Raw genomic sequence first — 16,401 nt, forward strand, 5'->3', positions numbered from 1 at the left:
CTGTCGCTCTCATTTCGGCTGCCCACGCTGGTCGTGTGGCTCTCATTGGCCTGCGCGGCCCGGGTATCGCCCTACGGGCGGGGAGCGGCTCAAGAGGGGGTTTGCTCGGCTCGAAGTAGCTTCTTCTCGTGAACCCTGCTGGGCTGAGCGAATGCCGCCCAGCCCACCTCGGTTGCCGCCGTGCTACCCCGGCGATCTGGGCTGAGCCGTACCGTTGGTGTTGTCGTGCGGTGGCGCGGTGGTGTCGTTCCCTCCCGCGTCCTCGCCCGGTGGGTCAACCTCCACGACCCCAAAGAGTCGCTCGATCACCTGGAGCGACTGGGTCGAGTAGCGGTCCGCGAAACCCCGACAGATAGCCGGCTTGGCCTCCGGATACGGAGAGTAGGGAAGGGTGTCGTGACAGACGACGAACCCCTCGTTGCGCCGTGCATCGTCGACCAGTTCACGGAGGCGGCCCTCGGAAAGGCGCATGAGGTTACCGGGCCGGAAGATGCACGTGCGGCACTGCCTGGACAGCATCCGTGACTTCCGCAGGACCGGATCGCCGACGCTGAGGTCCGGGGCCGCCTCCAATGACGTGTCGCCTCCGTCAGGTGCCGCCGGACCGACCGCAGGATCGCCCGGTACGTGCGCCTTTTGCGCGTCGGTGGGGAGCTGATTGAGCCAGTGGATGATCTGATCGATGTGGCCTCGTTGTAGGCCGGTGGCGCTGTCGACGGGGACTAGCAGGGTGGCGCTGCTACGCGCGGTGCGGTCGGTGGCCTCTGCGGCATCCCGGCCGCTGAACTCGTCGTCGAGAATGGCCAGCGGCCGTCCGCCGATGGCGCGGTACAGCGGGGCGAGCTTGAGCTGGCGGCCGAACCGCACGCCGCCATCGCCTATGTCGATGACCGGCAGGTCGGCCGGCAGGCCGAGCCGGGGTGCGATCCAGGTCGCGGCGATCGCGCCCCAGCTTGTGCACCAGACGAGGTCGGCGTCGCGCGAGAGTTCTCGGAGCCAGGCGCCGTGGTCGGGGTGCAGCCACACCTCGCCGGAGACGTGCTGGCCGGTGGGACCGGGACCGTCGTAGTGGTGTCGGTGGTAGCCGAGCTGGCTGGCGGCGGGCTGGTGGTCGGGGTTGAGGACGCCGTCGACGTCGATCGCTACCACGGGTCGTACCCGGTGTGCTGCGGCGGTGCCGGCTCGGCGTCGGTGCTGTTGCAGCGGTAGTGCTGGCTCGCGCGGCTCGGGGATGGCGGCCAGGCGCTCGTCGGCGCCCTGGTAGCACTTCTTGCAATAGAGGACGCCGTCATCGACGAAGATGGTGACGGCCGCGAGGCAGCAGGGTGAGAGGTACATCGGCCCCCAGGGACGCTCGACGTACGGCAGATCGTGGCGGTCGACGAAGATTGGTTCGGCCGGCGACGGGGTGGGTTCAGCGGCAGACATGCTTGTTTCCCTCAGTCTGTGGGCGTGGGGTCGCCTTGGTGCACGGCGCGACATTTGACCCGGAGGTCTCGGGCGAATTGACGCTCCATGCGGCGACGGAGACAAGTCGTGTGCGGGGTTCGTCTGTGCGCCTGCGTCGCGGGCTGCGGGTCATGGGCCTCGGGTGGACAGCGGGGGACGGTCCAGACGGTGTGGTCGGGATCCGTCCCCGGTGTGCCCTGTGTCGACGAGGCCCCGCGACGGGTGCGGGTTCAGGCCCTGGTCAGGGCGTCGATGGCTGCTTGGCCGATGAGGTTGATGCAGGTGGTGGGGTCGCCGACGGTGATGGTGGTGGTGTCGTCGTAGACCCTGGGCGGCCAGCCCTTGTTGTCGGGTGCGAGCCAGAGGACGGCGCAGCCGGTGTGGTGGAGGCGGGTGATGGTGGCCTGGCTTTCGTCGGGGTTGACGTAGTGGCCGTCGGAGACGACGACGAGCAGCCGTCCGGTGCCGGGGGTGGACAGGTGCAGGAGCCGGTCGGCTTCGGCGCAGGCTTCGACGAACCGTTCCGTGCCGGCGTCGGCCCGCATGTCGCGGACCGTGGTCGGGCGGCGGCCGGGTGGAATGAGCACGGTGATCCGGTCGCCATAGGCGAGGGTCGCGCTGGTGGCTCCGGCGCGGGTGGCGGCGTGGGCGACGATCCACGCGGCGGAGGACATGGGTTTCGCGAAGTCCTCCATCGAGCCGGAGGCGTCGATGAGGATGCCGACGGTCAGCTCGGGGTCGGGGACGGGGCGGCGTACGGTGCGCTGCCATGGCTGGGCGGTGGGGATGGCCCCGGCCGCGCGTTGGGCGGCGAGGGTGACCGCGGCGCCGGTTCGCAGCCGTCCGGGCGGTGCGGCGCTGGGTTCGCGGGTGCGGGCGGGTTCGCGGTGGCGGGCGCGGCGCAGCAGGGCGGTGAGCCGGTTGGCGGCGTGGCGTTCGGCGTCGCGGGCGTCGCGTTCGGCCCAGGTGATCGGCGTGTCGGTGTCGACGTGGATGCCCGGTCCGTGGGGACGGCTGCTGTCGCTTGCGGGTTCGGGGGTGTCGGCGGGGTTGTGGAGGATGGTGTCGAGGGCGCCGGAGATGGCTGCCGCGATCGCGCTGGTGGTCGCGTCGTCGGCGGGCAGGCCCGGGCTGATGGTCGGGTCGATTCCGAGTAGGCGGCACCAGCGTTCGCCGAGTTCGATCATGCGGGTGGTGTCGGTGTCGCCGACGGTGTGGGCTTCCCGCCAGACTGCGCGTAGGCCCCGGATGAGTTTGCGTCCGAGGACCGTGGCGATGGCGCGTCGTGCCTCGCGAACGTCGGCGGAGTAAAGGATCCGGGCGTCGACGCGGGCAAGGAGCAGTCCGGCGCCGTATGCGGCACTCCACAAGGTGTCGGTGGGTGTGTCGGCGGGGTCGATGATGCTGGTGACGGCGCTGCGTAGCCACCGTCGGTCGCGGGGTCGGGTGTCGCGGTAGCGGCGTTCGATGCGTGACTCCTCGAGCAGGAGCGCGGCTTCCCGGACGACGGGCGCCACGGTGGGCGGTGGGTCCCACTGGGAGTGGATGACGTGGGCGCATTCGTGCAGCAGGACGCCGTAGGCGACGGGAACCTTCGACCGGTGCCCGGGCCGGCGAGGGTCGGCGATCGCCGGGTCGGCGATGAGGTCGGCGTCGACCTGGATCTGGGCGGTGGCGGGGTAGCTGAAGCCCGGTGGGCCGCTGTCGGCCGGGGTGACGGTCACGCTGGCGTCGGGTCGGCCGGTCAGTGTCGCGGCCTGCTTGGTCCAAGCCGCTGACCACCGGCCCCATGCTGTGGCGGCCGGGGCCGGGGCCGGGGAGGCGGGGCTGGCGCCGGAGGGGCGCAGGTGCGCGGAGACGCTGGTCATGACGGCCTGCCTTACTTCTGCTTGCCGAGGGTGAGGGGGGTGATGGTGGTGCCGCGGTAGGCCCGCTGCAGGGCTTCGACGACGGCTTGCCGGTCGGCCTCGGGTGCGACTGCGGCGAGGTTTGCCACGGCGGCGGCGAGGCCGAGGCTCCCGGCGACGCGCTTGAACGCCAGGAGCTCGCGCAGTTGCGGCGCCCAGTCGATTTCGTGCTTGCGCATCCGCGCGTTGAGGGCGATCGCCGCGTCGATGGCGCCGTTGGGTACGCCGAGGGATCGGGCGAGTTGGAAGTCGGTGGTGACCTCGATGTGCACGGAGAACCGGGAGGCGAGGGCTTCGGTGAGGATCGCTCCGTGCACGCCGGGGTTGTGGCCGGCGCAGACGAAGAACCCGTCGGTGGCGGTCACGACTTCGTTGTGGTGGGCGGCGATGGTGATGGTGGCCCGGCCGTCCATCGCCGGATACAGGGCGGCGAGCACGCGGGGTGGGATGAGGGTGGCGTCATCGATGAACAGGGCGCGTCCGGCGCGCATGGCGGTCACGAGCGGCCCGTAGGCGAAGGCGAAGCCGCCGTCGGGCAGCGGGACGTAGTTGCCGACGAGGTCCTCGACGGTGGTGTCGCCGTGCCCGGCGACGGTGATCGCATCGGGGTAGGCGGCTTCGATGAGGCTGGTCTTGCCGGTGCCGGGTGGCCCGTAGAGCAGGACCGGGATGGTGTCGCGGCGCAGCTGGCGCAGCACCTCGACGTCGGTGCTGTCGCCGAGCTGGCGGGGCAGGTACCAGACCCCGTTGGGGCGCAGGACAGCGCCGGGACGCGGGGGAACCGGGCCGGTCGGCGCAGGTGCCGGCGCGGCGGTGGCCGTGGGCGTGGGGGCGGCGGCCGAGGGGGCGCGGCTGGTGCCGGCTCCTGCGGTGAACGCGTCGATGCCCTCGGCGGTGATGGTGTACCGGCGGGGCGATCCGGTAGACATGGTCGCCCAGCTGCGGTCGACGAGGCGGTTGAGAACGGATCCGATCGCCCCGGACGACCGGCCGGGCAGTTCCTTGCCCAGGTCGCCGATGGAGAAGGCGCGGTGCGGTTCGGCCGCGAGAAGGGCCAGGACCGGCCCGAACATGGGTCGGGGCTTGGCCTTGGGCTTGGCGGGTCGAGCGGGCGAGGTCACCGGGCACCTCCGACGGTGGTTGCGGTCGGGGTGCAACCGATACCTGCGCTCCCGGAGGTGATCAAGTCGTACCCGCGCAGCCGCGGCGCTGGCGTGTGGCTGACTGATCGGCGGACTGGTGTGCTCAGGTGTGGCATGAGGTGCTCCTTGGCGAATATGGCCGCCGCACGCCCCTTCCCGGGGCGCGCGGCGGCATTGGTGAGCCACAGCGGGCGGGAAGTGCGCACGTAGCCGTGCTCGGCTACGCGGAGCGGTGTTCAGGTCGGGGCGCCTACCGGTGGGGAAGGCACGGTCGGAATCGGGATCGCAGGCCGGCGTCCGGCCCGCGTACGGTGCTCCAACTGCTTGCGTGTCGGCGGCGGTTGTGCCGGTGCCAATCTGGCCTTGGTCGGGTCTGGGCCTACGCCTGGTCGGGCAGGTCGCCGACGATCCGGTCGCAGGCGTACGGGTCGACGGCCTCCCAGCGCCAGCTGCGGCCCATCACCACGTACCGGCCGTCACCGTCCGGGGCGATGCGTCGGATGGCTTCCGGGTCGTTGGACATGGTGCGCTGGTCGGCGACGATGACGTCGCCGTCGAAGGACAGGTCGGCCAACGCGGCGTCGACCCGCCGGTCCAGTTCGTCCTCCGGTACGCCCTCGTCCCGGAGGCGGTGGCGGTACTGGTCGCGGTGCCACTGCTGGTCGGTGACGATTGCCTCGGCCACCGCACGGGTGCAGGAGAACACCGCCCACCCGTTCCAATGGTCGATCAGGGTGCCGACGAACCCGACCGCGAAACGGTCGCCGCCGTCCGGGCCGGTGATCAGCGCCCACTCGCCGGAGAACACGCCGACGTCGCCGACACGTACCCTCTCGGGGCGCAGGTGGGACACGTCGCGGCCGGTGGGGCTGGCCGCGAGGTGACACAGGTCGGCGATCCGGTCGGTGGCGGCGGTGTCGAAGGCGTCGCGGTAAACGGCCATCGCCTCGTCCCGCTGCTGAATGCGCAGCCCGAACCAGCCTGTGGAGTCGCCGGTGGCGTCGGCGAATAGCTCCCACCCGGCGGTGTCGACCGCATCACCGACCGAGGTGTAGCGGGGCAGGGCGTCGAGGACGGCGGAATCTCCTTCGTCGATTCCGGCGAGGACCCGGCGGGCGGCCAGGCGGGTGTCGCCGCTGGCGCGGGCGCCGATGGTGTCCTGGGCCCACCATTCGGCGGCGGTGCGGCCGGCCTCGGTGCCGGCGGCGCGCATCCGCTGCAGCGCGGCGGCCCATCCGGTGGCCTCGGCGACTGGCCCGCCGGTGGGCGGCGGGGTGGTAGTGATCGGTTGGATGCGGTCGCCGGCGTCGAGGCACATCGACAGGGCTGAGCTGCTGTCCCAGGTGACATCGACGATGTTCTGCTGCTGGTCGTGGCGGCGGACGGTGCCGGTGTCGCCGGGCCGCAACTGGGTGTGCGGGTCGCTGGTGTGGACCAGGGCGACGCGCTGGCCGGGCTGGCAGGTCATGGTGCTCTCCGATCGGTGAGTGGACAGGCCGTCGCCGCCGGTGGGTGGCGGTGGCATTGGGGCGGGTGTGCTCATCGGGTGCTGCCCGTCGTGTCACCCGTCGTGGGGGAGTGCGGTGGCCAGGGCTTGCGGGTGAGGTGGGCGCCGAACATCGGGTCGGTGGCGACCGAGGAGCCGCAGCGGGTGCAGCTGGTGGCGGTGTCGTGGCCGTAGCCGGCCATGGACGGCACCTCGACGTGGTCGATCTCGTCGACCGCGCCGCAGACGGTGCACACCGTCATCTGCGAACCGCCCTCCTGGAGGGCGGGTGTGGTGACGAACAGGTCCTCTACCGGGTCGAGGTGGTGGACGCTGTGCCGCAGCCAGCGGCCGTGGACCGTCGCCTCCTACACCAGCAGCAGCCGCTGGTCGGGGCGCAGCAGGTACATCCACTCGTCGAACCCGTCGAGGTTCTCCCGCAGCGAGCCCTGCCGGATGGTGTTGTTCTCGGTGACGGACGGGTAGCCCAGTCCCGCTACGGGCGGCTGTCGGTGCCATCGCCGGGGCTTGGGGTTGACGGAGAGGCTCCACCAGTTGCGGGCCAGCAGCGCGGCGGCCATGGCGTCGGTGTCGCGGCCGAACGTGTCGGTCCAGATCCGGCGCAGCAGCGGCACCAGGACCTCCGGGTCCTCGCCGAGCTGGATGGACCGGGCGGTGTACCTGCCGCGTAACGCGGCCACACCGATCAGCGCGGGTGTGCTCACGTGCATCTCCTCCTCAAAGGACGTGGGGTTACGCGGTCGTCCCGGGTGGGACGACCGCCGAGCGTGGATGGCATGGACCCGCCGGTACTGCTCGCGGCCGTCGCGGGACCGCGGTACTCGAACCGCGCGGTGTTCCTCCCAGGGGCCACCTGCGGTGACAGGAGGCTGCGGCTGAGGCGGGCATGTCGGTGCAGGGAATTACCGTGCTCGTATGGCTGCACGGATGGACGACGCCGGCGACATCGCGGCTGCCTTGCGGGGGACTGCTCTTCAGGGCCACCCCGTGGGCGAAGGGCTCGGCCGCACCTTCCTGGTGGAGCAGGTCGATCCTGCTCGGCTACTCGATGCGTGGCAGGCTGCTCATGCGGCCATGCCGGCTACCGGTCGGTGGCCCGTCTTCACGTTGCCGGGCGACCTCGACCACGAACCGGATGCTGATGAGCTCGCCGACCTGGACCGGGTGGCTCGGACGCTGGATCCGTGGTCGGTGTATCAGCGATACGGCCGCGAGGACGCCCAGGACCAGGGAGACGTGGAACGCTATGTTCGGGCGTTTCTGGGTGACGACGTGGTCGCCTCGGCTCTCGAGCAGTTGGCCCTGCCCACCACCTCGACAGCTCTACAGCGGTGGACCTATGACACCCTCCTCGCCGATCCGCAGCTCGCCTCCCGAGCCTTCCGCGGGTGCGAATACCTCGTCGGCACCGCCCGATGGCATACCTACCCGGACGTGCAGCTGGTGCTGCTGCCCACGACGTCGCAGTGGCTGGCCCCCGCCTGGGTGCCCTACTTCGGAGCCACCAGCGACAACGGCATCCCAGCGTTGGCAGCGGCCATGTGGCAGTGGGATCAGCGGTGGGGCGCCGCCCTTATCGCTGCCTGGGGAACCATGCTGCAGCTCACCGCGCAACGCCGGCCGCAGCCCGGCCCGCAGGCGTGGGAGCTCGCCGGGCAACTGATGGCCGTCGGTGGCAGCTTGCAATGCGAACAGTGGCAACTCGCGATCGCCCTTACCCGAGGCGACGCGTGGTTCCTGCACGACCGCCCCTGATCGGTGCCCCATCACCGTCTGCCCGCCCGAGCGGGGCGTTCTGAGCGGCCATGAAGGGCACTGGGTCGATCGCGCCGTTCGGGCTGGCATCGCCGTTGTGGTGCACCTCGTAGTGCAGGTGCGGGCCGGAGCTGTGGCCGGTGGAGCCGACGACGCCGATGGGCTGGCCGGCGGCGACCGGCTGCCCGACCGTCACCATCGGGGGGTGGTCCATGTGGCAGTAGCGGGTGAGTAGGCCGCCGGGGTGGTCGATGTCGACGTACCAGCCGCACCCGCGCGTGCGAGCGGGGTCGCCGTCGCGGTGGCAGCCCCAATCGGCGCCGGTGTCGGCGTGGACGGCGTTGCAGCGGACGGTGCGGACGGTCCCGGCGGACGCGGCGCGGATGGTGGTGCCGCGCGGGGCGCTGAGGTCGACGCCGTCGTGACCGGGCCGGTCCGAGCTACGAAAGCCCGACCCGACAGGGGCGAGGACCGGCTGCGTCCACGGGCCGGTGGCCCCGCACCCGGCCAAACCGTCGGTGGGTAGACCCGTGGTGTCGGCGATCGCGATCACCATCTGAGTGGCCGGTCCCTCCCATGTCGCGTAAGCGTCGGGGAAGGCGCTGACCTGCACGGCCTGGGCGGCCTCGGTGAGCGGCATCGCCTGCCAGCCGCGGATCGTGGCCAGCTCGTCGAAGAACCTCTCCGACGCGTAGACGGGGTCCTGGAGCTGGGCGGGGGTGCCCCATCCTTGGCTGGGGCGCTGCTGGAACAACCCGATTGAGTCCCGGTCGCCGCCGGCCAGGTTCCGCAGGCTGCTCTCCTGCATGGCGGTGGCGACCGCGATTACCCAGCCGCGCGCTCGTAGCCCGAGGCGAGCGCCGGTGGTGACGATCGCGGCGGCGTTGCCGACCTGGTCGCTGTCCCAGTCACCGATCGCCGGCCACATAATCGGCGGCCCGGGTGGCGACGCGGTGCTGTCTGACGTGGACCCGGGAGTGGTGACCATGGGGACGCATCCGGCGGTGGCCGAGCCGCCGGCGAGTAATCCGCCGAGCCCACCGGCGCAGAGGATGAACACGGCGATGAGCGCCACCGCGACTGACACCAGAGATCGGAGCTTCACGTCGGCCCCCAACGGCCGAGGGGAGAGGTGAGGTAGGGAGCGCGGTAGGGCGTGGAGTGGCGCTGGACGAGGGGAGAGGCGTGGCCGGGCATGACTTGTCCTCCTGGTTGCCGGCTAGCCGAGGCTGTGGACACCGACCGGATCGCCGTCGCCGGTGTGGACGGTGACCGTGTCGTCGGCCGGGCTGATGACGTAGATCCACGAGGCGTCGAGGTCGACCGCGCGGCTGAGCGGGAAGACGGTTGCGGGCTCTGGCTCGGTGTCGTCGAACGTCACGCCGACACCGTCGACGGGGTGCTGGTGGGGGAACGACCGGGTGTCTGGGGTGACGTCGGATCCGAGGTAGTACCAGTCGTGGGCGAGGACCGCGTCGATGAGGGCTTGAGTGTCGCGGCGTGCGGTGGTGGCCCAGATGCCGCGCAGGTGCGCGATGAGCGCCAGGGGGTAGCCGTCGAAGTGGACGTAGCGGGCGTGGACGGTGCTCGGCTGGGCGGGATCGATGGCGCTGACGTAGCAAATGTTTCCCACGGGTCGTGTCTCCTCGTCGTGGTGGTGTGTTCGGGTACGGCGACGACCGCGTGGCCGTGGTGGGCCACGCGGTCGAAGGTCGCGAGGTCTCTTGGTCCGGGCCGGGCGGCGTTGGTCGTTGCGTCTGGGCTGCGGCTACGCGGCGTAGGCGGCGGTCAGGGTCGCGCCGGGGACGCGGCGGGGCAGCCGCTGCGGGACCCGCGGCAGTAATTGCGTGGCAGCGGCGGCGAGACCGTTGGCGAACCAGCCGACGAATCCGAGGGACTCGCGGGCCGGCCGCCGTGGTGTGGGTTCACGGGCGGGTGTCGGCTGTGGCGGTGGTGTGGCTCGCGCGGCGCGCATCGCCCGTTGTGCCTGCCTGGCGGCCGAACACGGCCCGCTCTGGTCGGCGCACTGCAGGTTGGCGCACCGGTTGCCGGGTCCGGGTTGGTGGGCGGTGAGGACGTCCACGGCCAGCCGCCACAGCAGGGGGTCGGTGACGTCACGGGGGAGGAAGGCGCGGTGGGACGGTCGGGTTCGGCTGCGGTCAGACATGGCGGGTGACCTTCCGTCGGGTTGTGGGCAGGGGTCACCGTCCGGTCGGGGCCGGTCGTGTTGTGCCTGGTGGCAGCCCCCGGACAATGACCCAATTGATCGACGCTTCCCTCTCGATGAAGGTCAAGTCGTCTGCCTGGGGTGGTGCCGTAGGGCACAGGTGTGCGGCGCGCGGGCGAGGTCGGGACCCGCGCTCCCAGCGGGGGCGTCGGCGGCCGTCAGGAGGCCGTCGGCGTGATTCGGCCGGGCCTGCTGGTGGTCTGGACGAGACGCGCCAGTGCGGAGCGAGTGGCCGTCGCGTCGTCGTGGTCGACGTGGTCGTCAACGCGGACCACGGGGTGCGGCTCGCCCCGCAGCCTCGTGATCCGGTAGCCGCGGAGGTCGGCGTCGACCGCGTCAACGCGGCGAATCTCGTGCAGGTCGTCGGACCCGACGAGGACGTCCTCGTAGCAGACGGCCCAGGCCAGCAGGCGAAGTCCGGGGGTGGGATCGGCGAGGAGGTCCGTGATCAGGCCGATGTCGACGCAGGCCGCGAGGGTGGGCCGGGCGGCCGCCTGGTTGATGTCGAGCGCGGTGGCGAGGTCCGGTAGGAGGTCGGCGAGTCCGGCGCGGTAGCGGCCCATGCGGGTGTCGTTGAGCGGTAGGTGCACGGCCCGCATCTGGCGTCTCGTGCCGCGCGGTGCGGTTGGGGCCGGCCGGTCCTGGACGAGCAGCAGGAGAGGCGGGCGGCCCCAGCCGACAAGGTCGGCGCTGGCCTCAATGTGCAGCAGGCACCCGGTCAGGGTGTGGACGGTGTTGAAGGACATCATGGGGATCGGGCTCCTTGACATACGCAGAAGCCCCGCAGGCCGGATCGGCCTGCGGGGCTTCTGGTGCGTGCGGGGACGTGGTGCGGTTGGTGCCGAGGGCGTGTTACCGCAGGTCGCGGTAGCGGATGACGATTCCCGGCGGCGTGGCATGGTCCGGGTCGTGGGCGCGGACGCCACAGCGCTTGCGTTTGGCCAGGTACATGGCCTGGTCGGCCGCGTGCAGGAGGTCGCGGGGCAGCATGTCCGGCTCGGCGAGCGCGTAGCCGACGCTGGCGGTGACGATCACCTGCTGCCCGGCGATCTCGTACGGGAGCTCCGAGATGCGCCGGTGGGCGGCCTCGGCGGCAGTCTCGACCTCGCCGGCGTCGCCGTGCACGACGAGGGCGAACTCGTCGCCGGCGAGATGCGCGGCCAGGGCTACCGACGGCCCGATGGCCCTCAGGCGGCGTCCGACCTCGCGCAGCAGGTCGTTGCCGTGCTCGTGGCCGTAGGTGTCGTTGACCTGCTTGAACCGATCGAGGTCGATGAGGACGAGTCCGAGCGGTTCCCCGAGCGAGAACGTGGCCTGAAGGTGGGTCCACAGGGCCCGCCGGTTCGGCAGGTCGCTCGTGTCGTTGTGCGTGGCAAGCCGGTGCCAGTAGGACCGGTCACGGTCGCGGGCAACCAACGCCCGCCGCTGATGGTGAATGATGTGCCGCTGCCGGGAGAGCAGTGCCGCGGCGACGGCGAGACCGGCGAGGAGTCCGCCGGCCGCCGTGAGGTACGGGCTCAGGTGACACACTTGACGTCGCTCCTTCTGTACTAAGGAGCACCGGGGCGGGCGTGGTTCCGCCAAGTTCGACGCCCGCCCCGGGCTACCAGCGGTAAAGGGGTCTGCTAGGTGGTTGTCGGGGCGAGTTGGAACGTCGCTGGCCTCTCGGCGACCTGAACGGCGACGCCGTCGGTGACGAGCTTGTGCACGGCGTTGACGACCGCGCCCGCGCTGGCCTTGGCCGAGTCGGTGCCCTCGTTCGCCTGGTCGATGGCCTTGCACAGTTGGCTGGTCTTGAACGGCTGGCCGGGATGGGCTTCTAGCACGTCGAGGATGGCCCCGCGCAGGCTGCCCTTGGACCGGCGTGGCTTCCCGCCATCGGATGCGCTCGGAGCCTCGGATGGGCTGCTGGGCGCAACGATGTCGTCGCTGCCCTCCGGGTCCTGACTGGGCGCGGAGTCTGCCTGACCGGACGCGTCGGCTGCGGGCGGATTCTCGGCGTCGGCCGGGGAAGCCTCGCCGGCCTCCACCGGCGTTGTGGTCGGTGCGTCGGGGACGTTGTCCGGCTTGGCGGGTGGCTCCTGTAGGGCTGGCTGGCCCGCGTCGCTGTCCGGTGCTCGTAGGCGTTCGTCGTCCGGCTGGAGACTGGTCGATTCCTCGTCCGGGCTCGCCACCGAGGCGGTGTTCGCCGCCTCTGCCGGTCCGGGGGCCTCGTCCGGTCCGTGAGCCTCGTCCGCGTTGTCGTCCGCCACTGCGGGGGGCGGGTCGCGCCTGGCGTCGGTCGTGGCCGCCGGCGGGTCGCCGCTGTCGGTGCTGGTCGCCGCGTTCACCACGTGCTGCCAAAGCGTGCGGCCGTCGTCGGCGCGCAACGATTCGGCCTGGCCTGCCTCCGCCAAATTGCGAAGTCGTTTGGTGGCCGTCGAGTAGCCGACGCCGGCGCGCTGCGCGATCGCGGCGGCCGTGTCCTGGCCAAGTGCGGCCAGAGCGGCGGCGACCTTGTCGAGAGCGCTGGGCGCCGCGGTCTGATCGGTGGGGTTGTCCATGAGTCCTCCCTGTGGCTGTTGATGCGTCTGCTGGGATGTGGCGTGCACTGATCCACGCTTCGATGACGCCTCGTGATCAAGTGCGGTGACCGGATCTCGGGATGCCGTCGACGCTCGGGGCCTGCCAGGCCCCCGTGCTGGTGGGCGGTGCGGCTATGGCTGGCCGAAGACGCGGTCGCAGCGGCTCGGGTCGACCGGCAGCCACGGAAGGCCCCAGCCGATCCGGTACCGCCCCCGGTTGGGCTCGACGAGGTGGACGCCGCCGCCGAGGGACACCGGACGGGCGATGGTGAGGGTGTGTCCGTCGAAGCCGACGGTGCGCCAGTCATCGCCGACGTAGGTGGCCATCGCGTCGAACGTCTGGGTAAGGGCGATCACGGCCTCGTGGTCGAGGGCGAGTTCGAAGCTGCCGTTCCACCAACCGGTCACCGTCGCGAGGTAGCCCTCGTGGTAGCGGTGGAAGCCAGGGACCGGCTCGTAGCGCAGCCACCGACCGGAGAAGACGGCTGTGCTGCCCTGACGCGGCGTGTAGTCAGGACTCGTCACTGCTGGCCCTCCTGCGGGTCGATATCGCCAGCGGTGGAGGAAGCGCCGAGGTGACTCGCGGCCGCGACCTTGCGGACGCTGGACCAAGCAACCCCTGACGCCTGCGCCGATTGGGCGAGCCAGTCGGCCGCGTCCTGCAACCATGCGCGGATGTCGTCGACGGCGTCGATGACCTCGCTGCGCCCCTCGCTGTCATCGAGGCTGGCGAGGTGTGCCTGGCGGGCCTGGTCGAGGAGGTAGGACCCGGTCTGTGCGTGCACCCGGGCGAGCAGCCGAGTGCTGCGGTGCAGGTGCCCGATCAGGGATGCGACGTCGGAGGGCGTCGGCAGGGTGAGCAGCGCGCTGAACGGTCCGGTGGCCGTGTGCAGCCAGCGGGTGAGGTGCTCGGCGGCGGTGATGGCGCTGCCCAGTCGGGCGGGGTCGTAGGGACCGTCGACAGCGAACAGGCGGCTCAACTCGTCGAGCCAGGGGTTGGTCTGACTGTCGACCGGAAGCGGATCGGCGACGAGGGCCGGCTGGGAGTGTTGGCCGTCGGCAGCCGCGCAGATCGGGCTGTTGTCCGCCAGATGCCACCACGGAATGCCCCCGCGGTAGGCGTTGGTCCAGTGCGTGGCGGGTTGGTCTACCACCGGCTCATTGCAGACGGGGCAGATCGGAAGGTAAATCATAGAGCGGTGTCCCTTCAAGCAGGGTGATGACGGCGACCAGGGCCTGGTCGCCGACGGCTCGGTGAGGTGCGAGGGGTTGGTGCCGGCGCTCGCCGGCTTACGCGCAAGAGGGAAAGGGCGGCCGTCTCGCTGGCCGGCAGCGCTGTCAGCGCCCCTGCCGGAGGCGGCTGGCAGGCCGGGGCGACATGCGGCGGCTCGTGGGCATCTGCCGACACCGTGAGCCGGTCGCCAGGATGGTGAGCAGGGCATCGCGTCGGCGCGTGCGGCGACCCGAAGCTGCGCGATGAGGTGCGCGTGGATGGCTAGCGGTTCGCGGCGCTGCGGCGCGGGGCGCGGACGCAGTCGGCGGCGAGGCGCTCGACCTCGCCGACCAGGACCATGACCCGGCCGCTCGGGCGTGTTTCCTTCTAGGCGGGCTCTGTCAGAGCGCGACCGCGAGCAGTCGCTGGTTGGGGTCGATGGCGGAGAGCAGCCGGTTGGCCTGTTCGAGGTAGGTCACCCGGTCGGCCATGGCGTCGCTGGCCGGGGCCAGCTTCGCCCCTTCGGCGGTGATCAGCGCGTCGCCCGCCCGGGCGGTGAGAGCGCTGTGGTGCTGGTAGGCCATGCAGCCGGCCTGGTACATCTCCAGTTCGCCGAGGCGGATCTGCCCGGCGCCGTAGGTGGCGGCGTTGTGCATCCGGATGGCGTTGACACGGGGCTGATGGGTGAAGTCCGCGACGGCCGTGTCCCACGGGTACTGCTGCGGGTCCGCCAGGTGGCGGGCCTCGTAGACGTGCCACGGCGTGGCGTTGCGGGTGCCGTGCACGGCGCGGCTGAACAGTTGGTGGCGGATGCCCGCCCCGACACCGGCGGCTTGGCGCATGCCGCTCAGGTCGAGCAGTCGCGCTGGTCCGCCGGCGCAGTAGGCCGGGCGTCCCTTGCGCAGTCCGAACATCTGGCTGCGCTGCCACAGGTGCAGGGCGGGACTGGCCCAGAAGCGGGGCGACAGCGTGCCCTGCACGCCGAAGTTGCGGTCGAGTTGGTGTGCGGTCAGGGATTCGCGGGGCACGTCGCCCGGCACGCAGACGATCATGGTGCGGATCGTCGCCGTCGGTGTGACAGCAGGCGAGATGGCCTTCCGGGTCGGGTTCTTGGGCATGAGTGGTCCTCCTTGGGGTTGGGCGCGTCAGGGCGCGCGGAGATGACCGGCCCACTGGGGTGCGTGGGTCGGTTGCGGGAGAGGTGCGGTGCGGGTTGGTGGGGTGCGACCTGGGGTCGCCGCGCGGCGCGGTGCCGACCGGCCCCGGGTGGGGCGGGTGGGCGAGGCGCACCGGTAGGTGCGGCGGTGGTTCCGAGGTGGGACCGGACCGGGGTGGGGATTTATGAGGGGTGTTAGTGCCGTGAACGGTAGCTGCCTGTTCTGTCAGGCCGATCCGACGAGTTGATCGCCGGAAAGTGGGGTTGACCTGCGCTGTGAGGCATTCCGGCTCGTAGCGGAGTCCTCGTCGGCGCGGACGCTGTGAGCCTTCATGGCTCTCACAGATGACCTTGTTTGCTGACAGACGTCGGCGACGGTCGTCGGCTTGCCGGAGGAACTCACTCTGCAGGTGTCGGCGCGCTGGCTTGCAATGTGATTTCTACGGGTGGTCAAAGCGACGTGGGTTGGTGACCGTGTCGGGGCCGTGGTCGCAGGGCAGCTCGTGCAGGTACCGCCGGTGGGTGGGGTCCGATACGAGGGTCCACACCCGGCCCCCCGGGTCGGGGCCGTGGACGGCGGTGGCGATCGGGCTGGCGGTGCGCAGTCCGGCGAGCACTGAGAGGAGGCTGGCCTCCCGGCGCCGGCTGGGGACCCAGAACAGCACGGGGTAGCGGGGGCCGAAGGTGGTGAGGCGTTCGTAGCCGCGCAGCTTGGCCACGACCCGGGCGAGGTTCTCGGTGTCATTGTCGTGCTCGAGAAAGAAGCCGGTCGAGGTGCCGCCGACGGTCCATACGCCGTGCCCGTCGGGGCGGATGCCGGCCTGGGCGTAGACGGTGGTGGCGTGCTGCTCGGACCACCAGCGCGACAGCCGGGCCTCGGGTGTGTGGCGGGCGGTGGCAATGAGGTCGGTGAAGAACTGGTTGACGCCGAGCAGGTGGTTGACCTGGCCGCTGGCGGCGATCCGCTTGGCCCGCTCCACGGAGCTGCGCGGCGCTTTCCCGCTGGTGCCGGTGGGGTCGTGGTAGACGGTCGGGTGTAGCTGCAGTCCGACGGGACCGAGGGTGTAGAGCAGCGACCCGTACCGGCCGTGGGCGCCGCTGCGGCCGAATCGGTGCAGCACGTCGAGGCGGTGCAGGATCGTCAACCGCCGTTGGGCGGTGCGCCGGGTGTCGAAGAGGGCGCTGGTGATTTGGTCGGTGGACAGCAGGTAGTGCTCGGCGAGCAGCCTGAGGAGGGCGTGGTCGCGGGGAACGATGCGACCGAAGACGGCTAGGGGATCGGGGTTGCGGGAGGCGGGAGGAACGCGGGAGTACACGACGGTTGCTCCTGGGCAGGATGGGGTTCCCCTCCCGATCGGGAGGGGTGTCTGGGACGAGGGAGGCCGGTGCGGAGGGCCTGTCACGGGGTGTGTGCGGCACTGACAGCCCAGGTCAGCACTGTGCTGCGGATGCCCGGCGGTCACCCGTGACGATCCCGGTGA

17 protein-coding genes are annotated in these 16,401 nt (G+C 71.2%); 1 reads left to right on the top strand and 16 read right to left on the bottom strand.

Annotated features, from left to right (window positions below; translation table 11 throughout):
* Positions 1 to 183 precede the first annotated feature (183 nt).
* From AB0C15_RS00555 to AB0C15_RS00580, 6 genes are all read right to left on the bottom strand, one after another.
* Positions 184 to 1,482, bottom strand: coding sequence for an HAD domain-containing protein (locus AB0C15_RS00555; RefSeq protein WP_357347165.1), 1,299 nt, complete (start codon positions 1,480 to 1,482; stop codon positions 184 to 186).
* A 197-nt stretch (positions 1,483 to 1,679) separates the two neighbouring features.
* Positions 1,680 to 3,317, bottom strand: a complete 1,638-nt coding sequence (locus AB0C15_RS00560) for a VWA domain-containing protein (protein WP_357347167.1) — start codon at positions 3,315 to 3,317, stop codon at positions 1,680 to 1,682.
* An 11-nt stretch (positions 3,318 to 3,328) separates the two neighbouring features.
* Complete coding sequence (locus AB0C15_RS00565; protein ID WP_357347169.1) at positions 3,329 to 4,477, bottom strand: AAA family ATPase; 1,149 nt, start codon at positions 4,475 to 4,477, stop codon at positions 3,329 to 3,331.
* Between the two features lie 400 nt (positions 4,478 to 4,877).
* Positions 4,878 to 6,041, bottom strand: coding sequence for a DUF4314 domain-containing protein (locus AB0C15_RS00570; protein WP_357347171.1), 1,164 nt, complete (start codon positions 6,039 to 6,041; stop codon positions 4,878 to 4,880).
* Positions 6,038 to 6,247, bottom strand: coding sequence for a hypothetical protein (locus AB0C15_RS00575; protein ID WP_357347173.1), 210 nt, complete (start codon positions 6,245 to 6,247; stop codon positions 6,038 to 6,040). Before AB0C15_RS00575 ends, AB0C15_RS00570 begins: the two co-directional genes overlap by 4 nt.
* Before the next feature lie 105 nt (positions 6,248 to 6,352).
* Entirely contained in the window at positions 6,353 to 6,709 is a 357-nt protein-coding gene (locus AB0C15_RS00580; RefSeq protein WP_357347175.1) for a hypothetical protein, read from the bottom strand.
* Between the two features lie 211 nt (positions 6,710 to 6,920).
* Here AB0C15_RS00580 and AB0C15_RS00585 point away from each other — a divergent pair, with 211 nt between their 5' ends.
* Positions 6,921 to 7,760: a DUF4253 domain-containing protein gene (locus AB0C15_RS00585; RefSeq protein WP_357347177.1), complete on the top strand. Its 840-nt coding sequence runs from the start codon at positions 6,921 to 6,923 to the stop codon at positions 7,758 to 7,760.
* On the opposite strand, the gene AB0C15_RS00590 is transcribed toward AB0C15_RS00585, so the two are convergent.
* The 10 genes from AB0C15_RS00590 to AB0C15_RS00635 all read right to left on the bottom strand — a co-directional run bounded on the left by AB0C15_RS00590 (position 7,720) and on the right by AB0C15_RS00635 (position 16,236).
* Positions 7,720 to 8,865, bottom strand: a complete 1,146-nt coding sequence (locus tag AB0C15_RS00590; protein ID WP_357347179.1) for a peptidoglycan DD-metalloendopeptidase family protein — start codon at positions 8,863 to 8,865, stop codon at positions 7,720 to 7,722. The two genes, AB0C15_RS00585 and AB0C15_RS00590, sit on opposite strands and share 41 nt — an antisense overlap.
* Before the next feature lie 114 nt (positions 8,866 to 8,979).
* Positions 8,980 to 9,393, bottom strand: coding sequence for a hypothetical protein (locus AB0C15_RS00595; protein WP_357347181.1), 414 nt, complete (start codon positions 9,391 to 9,393; stop codon positions 8,980 to 8,982).
* 135 nt (positions 9,394 to 9,528) lie between these two features.
* Complete coding sequence (locus AB0C15_RS00600) at positions 9,529 to 9,927, bottom strand: hypothetical protein (RefSeq protein ID WP_357347183.1); 399 nt, start codon at positions 9,925 to 9,927, stop codon at positions 9,529 to 9,531.
* 218 nt (positions 9,928 to 10,145) lie between these two features.
* Entirely contained in the window at positions 10,146 to 10,736 is a 591-nt protein-coding gene (locus AB0C15_RS00605) for a hypothetical protein (protein WP_357347185.1), read from the bottom strand.
* A gap of 103 nt (positions 10,737 to 10,839) precedes the next feature.
* Complete coding sequence (locus AB0C15_RS00610) at positions 10,840 to 11,517, bottom strand: GGDEF domain-containing protein (protein ID WP_357347187.1); 678 nt, start codon at positions 11,515 to 11,517, stop codon at positions 10,840 to 10,842.
* Positions 11,518 to 11,612: 95 nt separating this feature from the next.
* On the bottom strand, positions 11,613 to 12,530 hold the full coding sequence (locus AB0C15_RS00615) for a MarR family transcriptional regulator (protein WP_357347189.1): 918 nt from the start codon (positions 12,528 to 12,530) through the stop codon (positions 11,613 to 11,615).
* A gap of 153 nt (positions 12,531 to 12,683) precedes the next feature.
* Positions 12,684 to 13,076, bottom strand: coding sequence for a hypothetical protein (locus AB0C15_RS00620; RefSeq protein WP_357347191.1), 393 nt, complete (start codon positions 13,074 to 13,076; stop codon positions 12,684 to 12,686).
* Complete coding sequence (locus AB0C15_RS00625) at positions 13,073 to 13,705, bottom strand: hypothetical protein (protein WP_357347193.1); 633 nt, start codon at positions 13,703 to 13,705, stop codon at positions 13,073 to 13,075. Before AB0C15_RS00625 ends, AB0C15_RS00620 begins: the two co-directional genes overlap by 4 nt.
* A gap of 460 nt (positions 13,706 to 14,165) precedes the next feature.
* Positions 14,166 to 14,882, bottom strand: coding sequence for a hypothetical protein (locus tag AB0C15_RS00630; RefSeq protein WP_357347195.1), 717 nt, complete (start codon positions 14,880 to 14,882; stop codon positions 14,166 to 14,168).
* 478 nt (positions 14,883 to 15,360) lie between these two features.
* A complete protein-coding gene (locus AB0C15_RS00635; RefSeq protein ID WP_357347197.1) occupies positions 15,361 to 16,236 on the bottom strand; it encodes a replication-relaxation family protein in 876 nt (291 codons plus the stop codon).
* Between the last annotated feature and the right edge of the window lie 165 nt (positions 16,237 to 16,401).

This window comes from Micromonospora sp. NPDC048835 (genome assembly GCF_040649995.1).
Lineage (GTDB): Bacteria > Actinomycetota > Actinomycetes > Mycobacteriales > Micromonosporaceae > Micromonospora.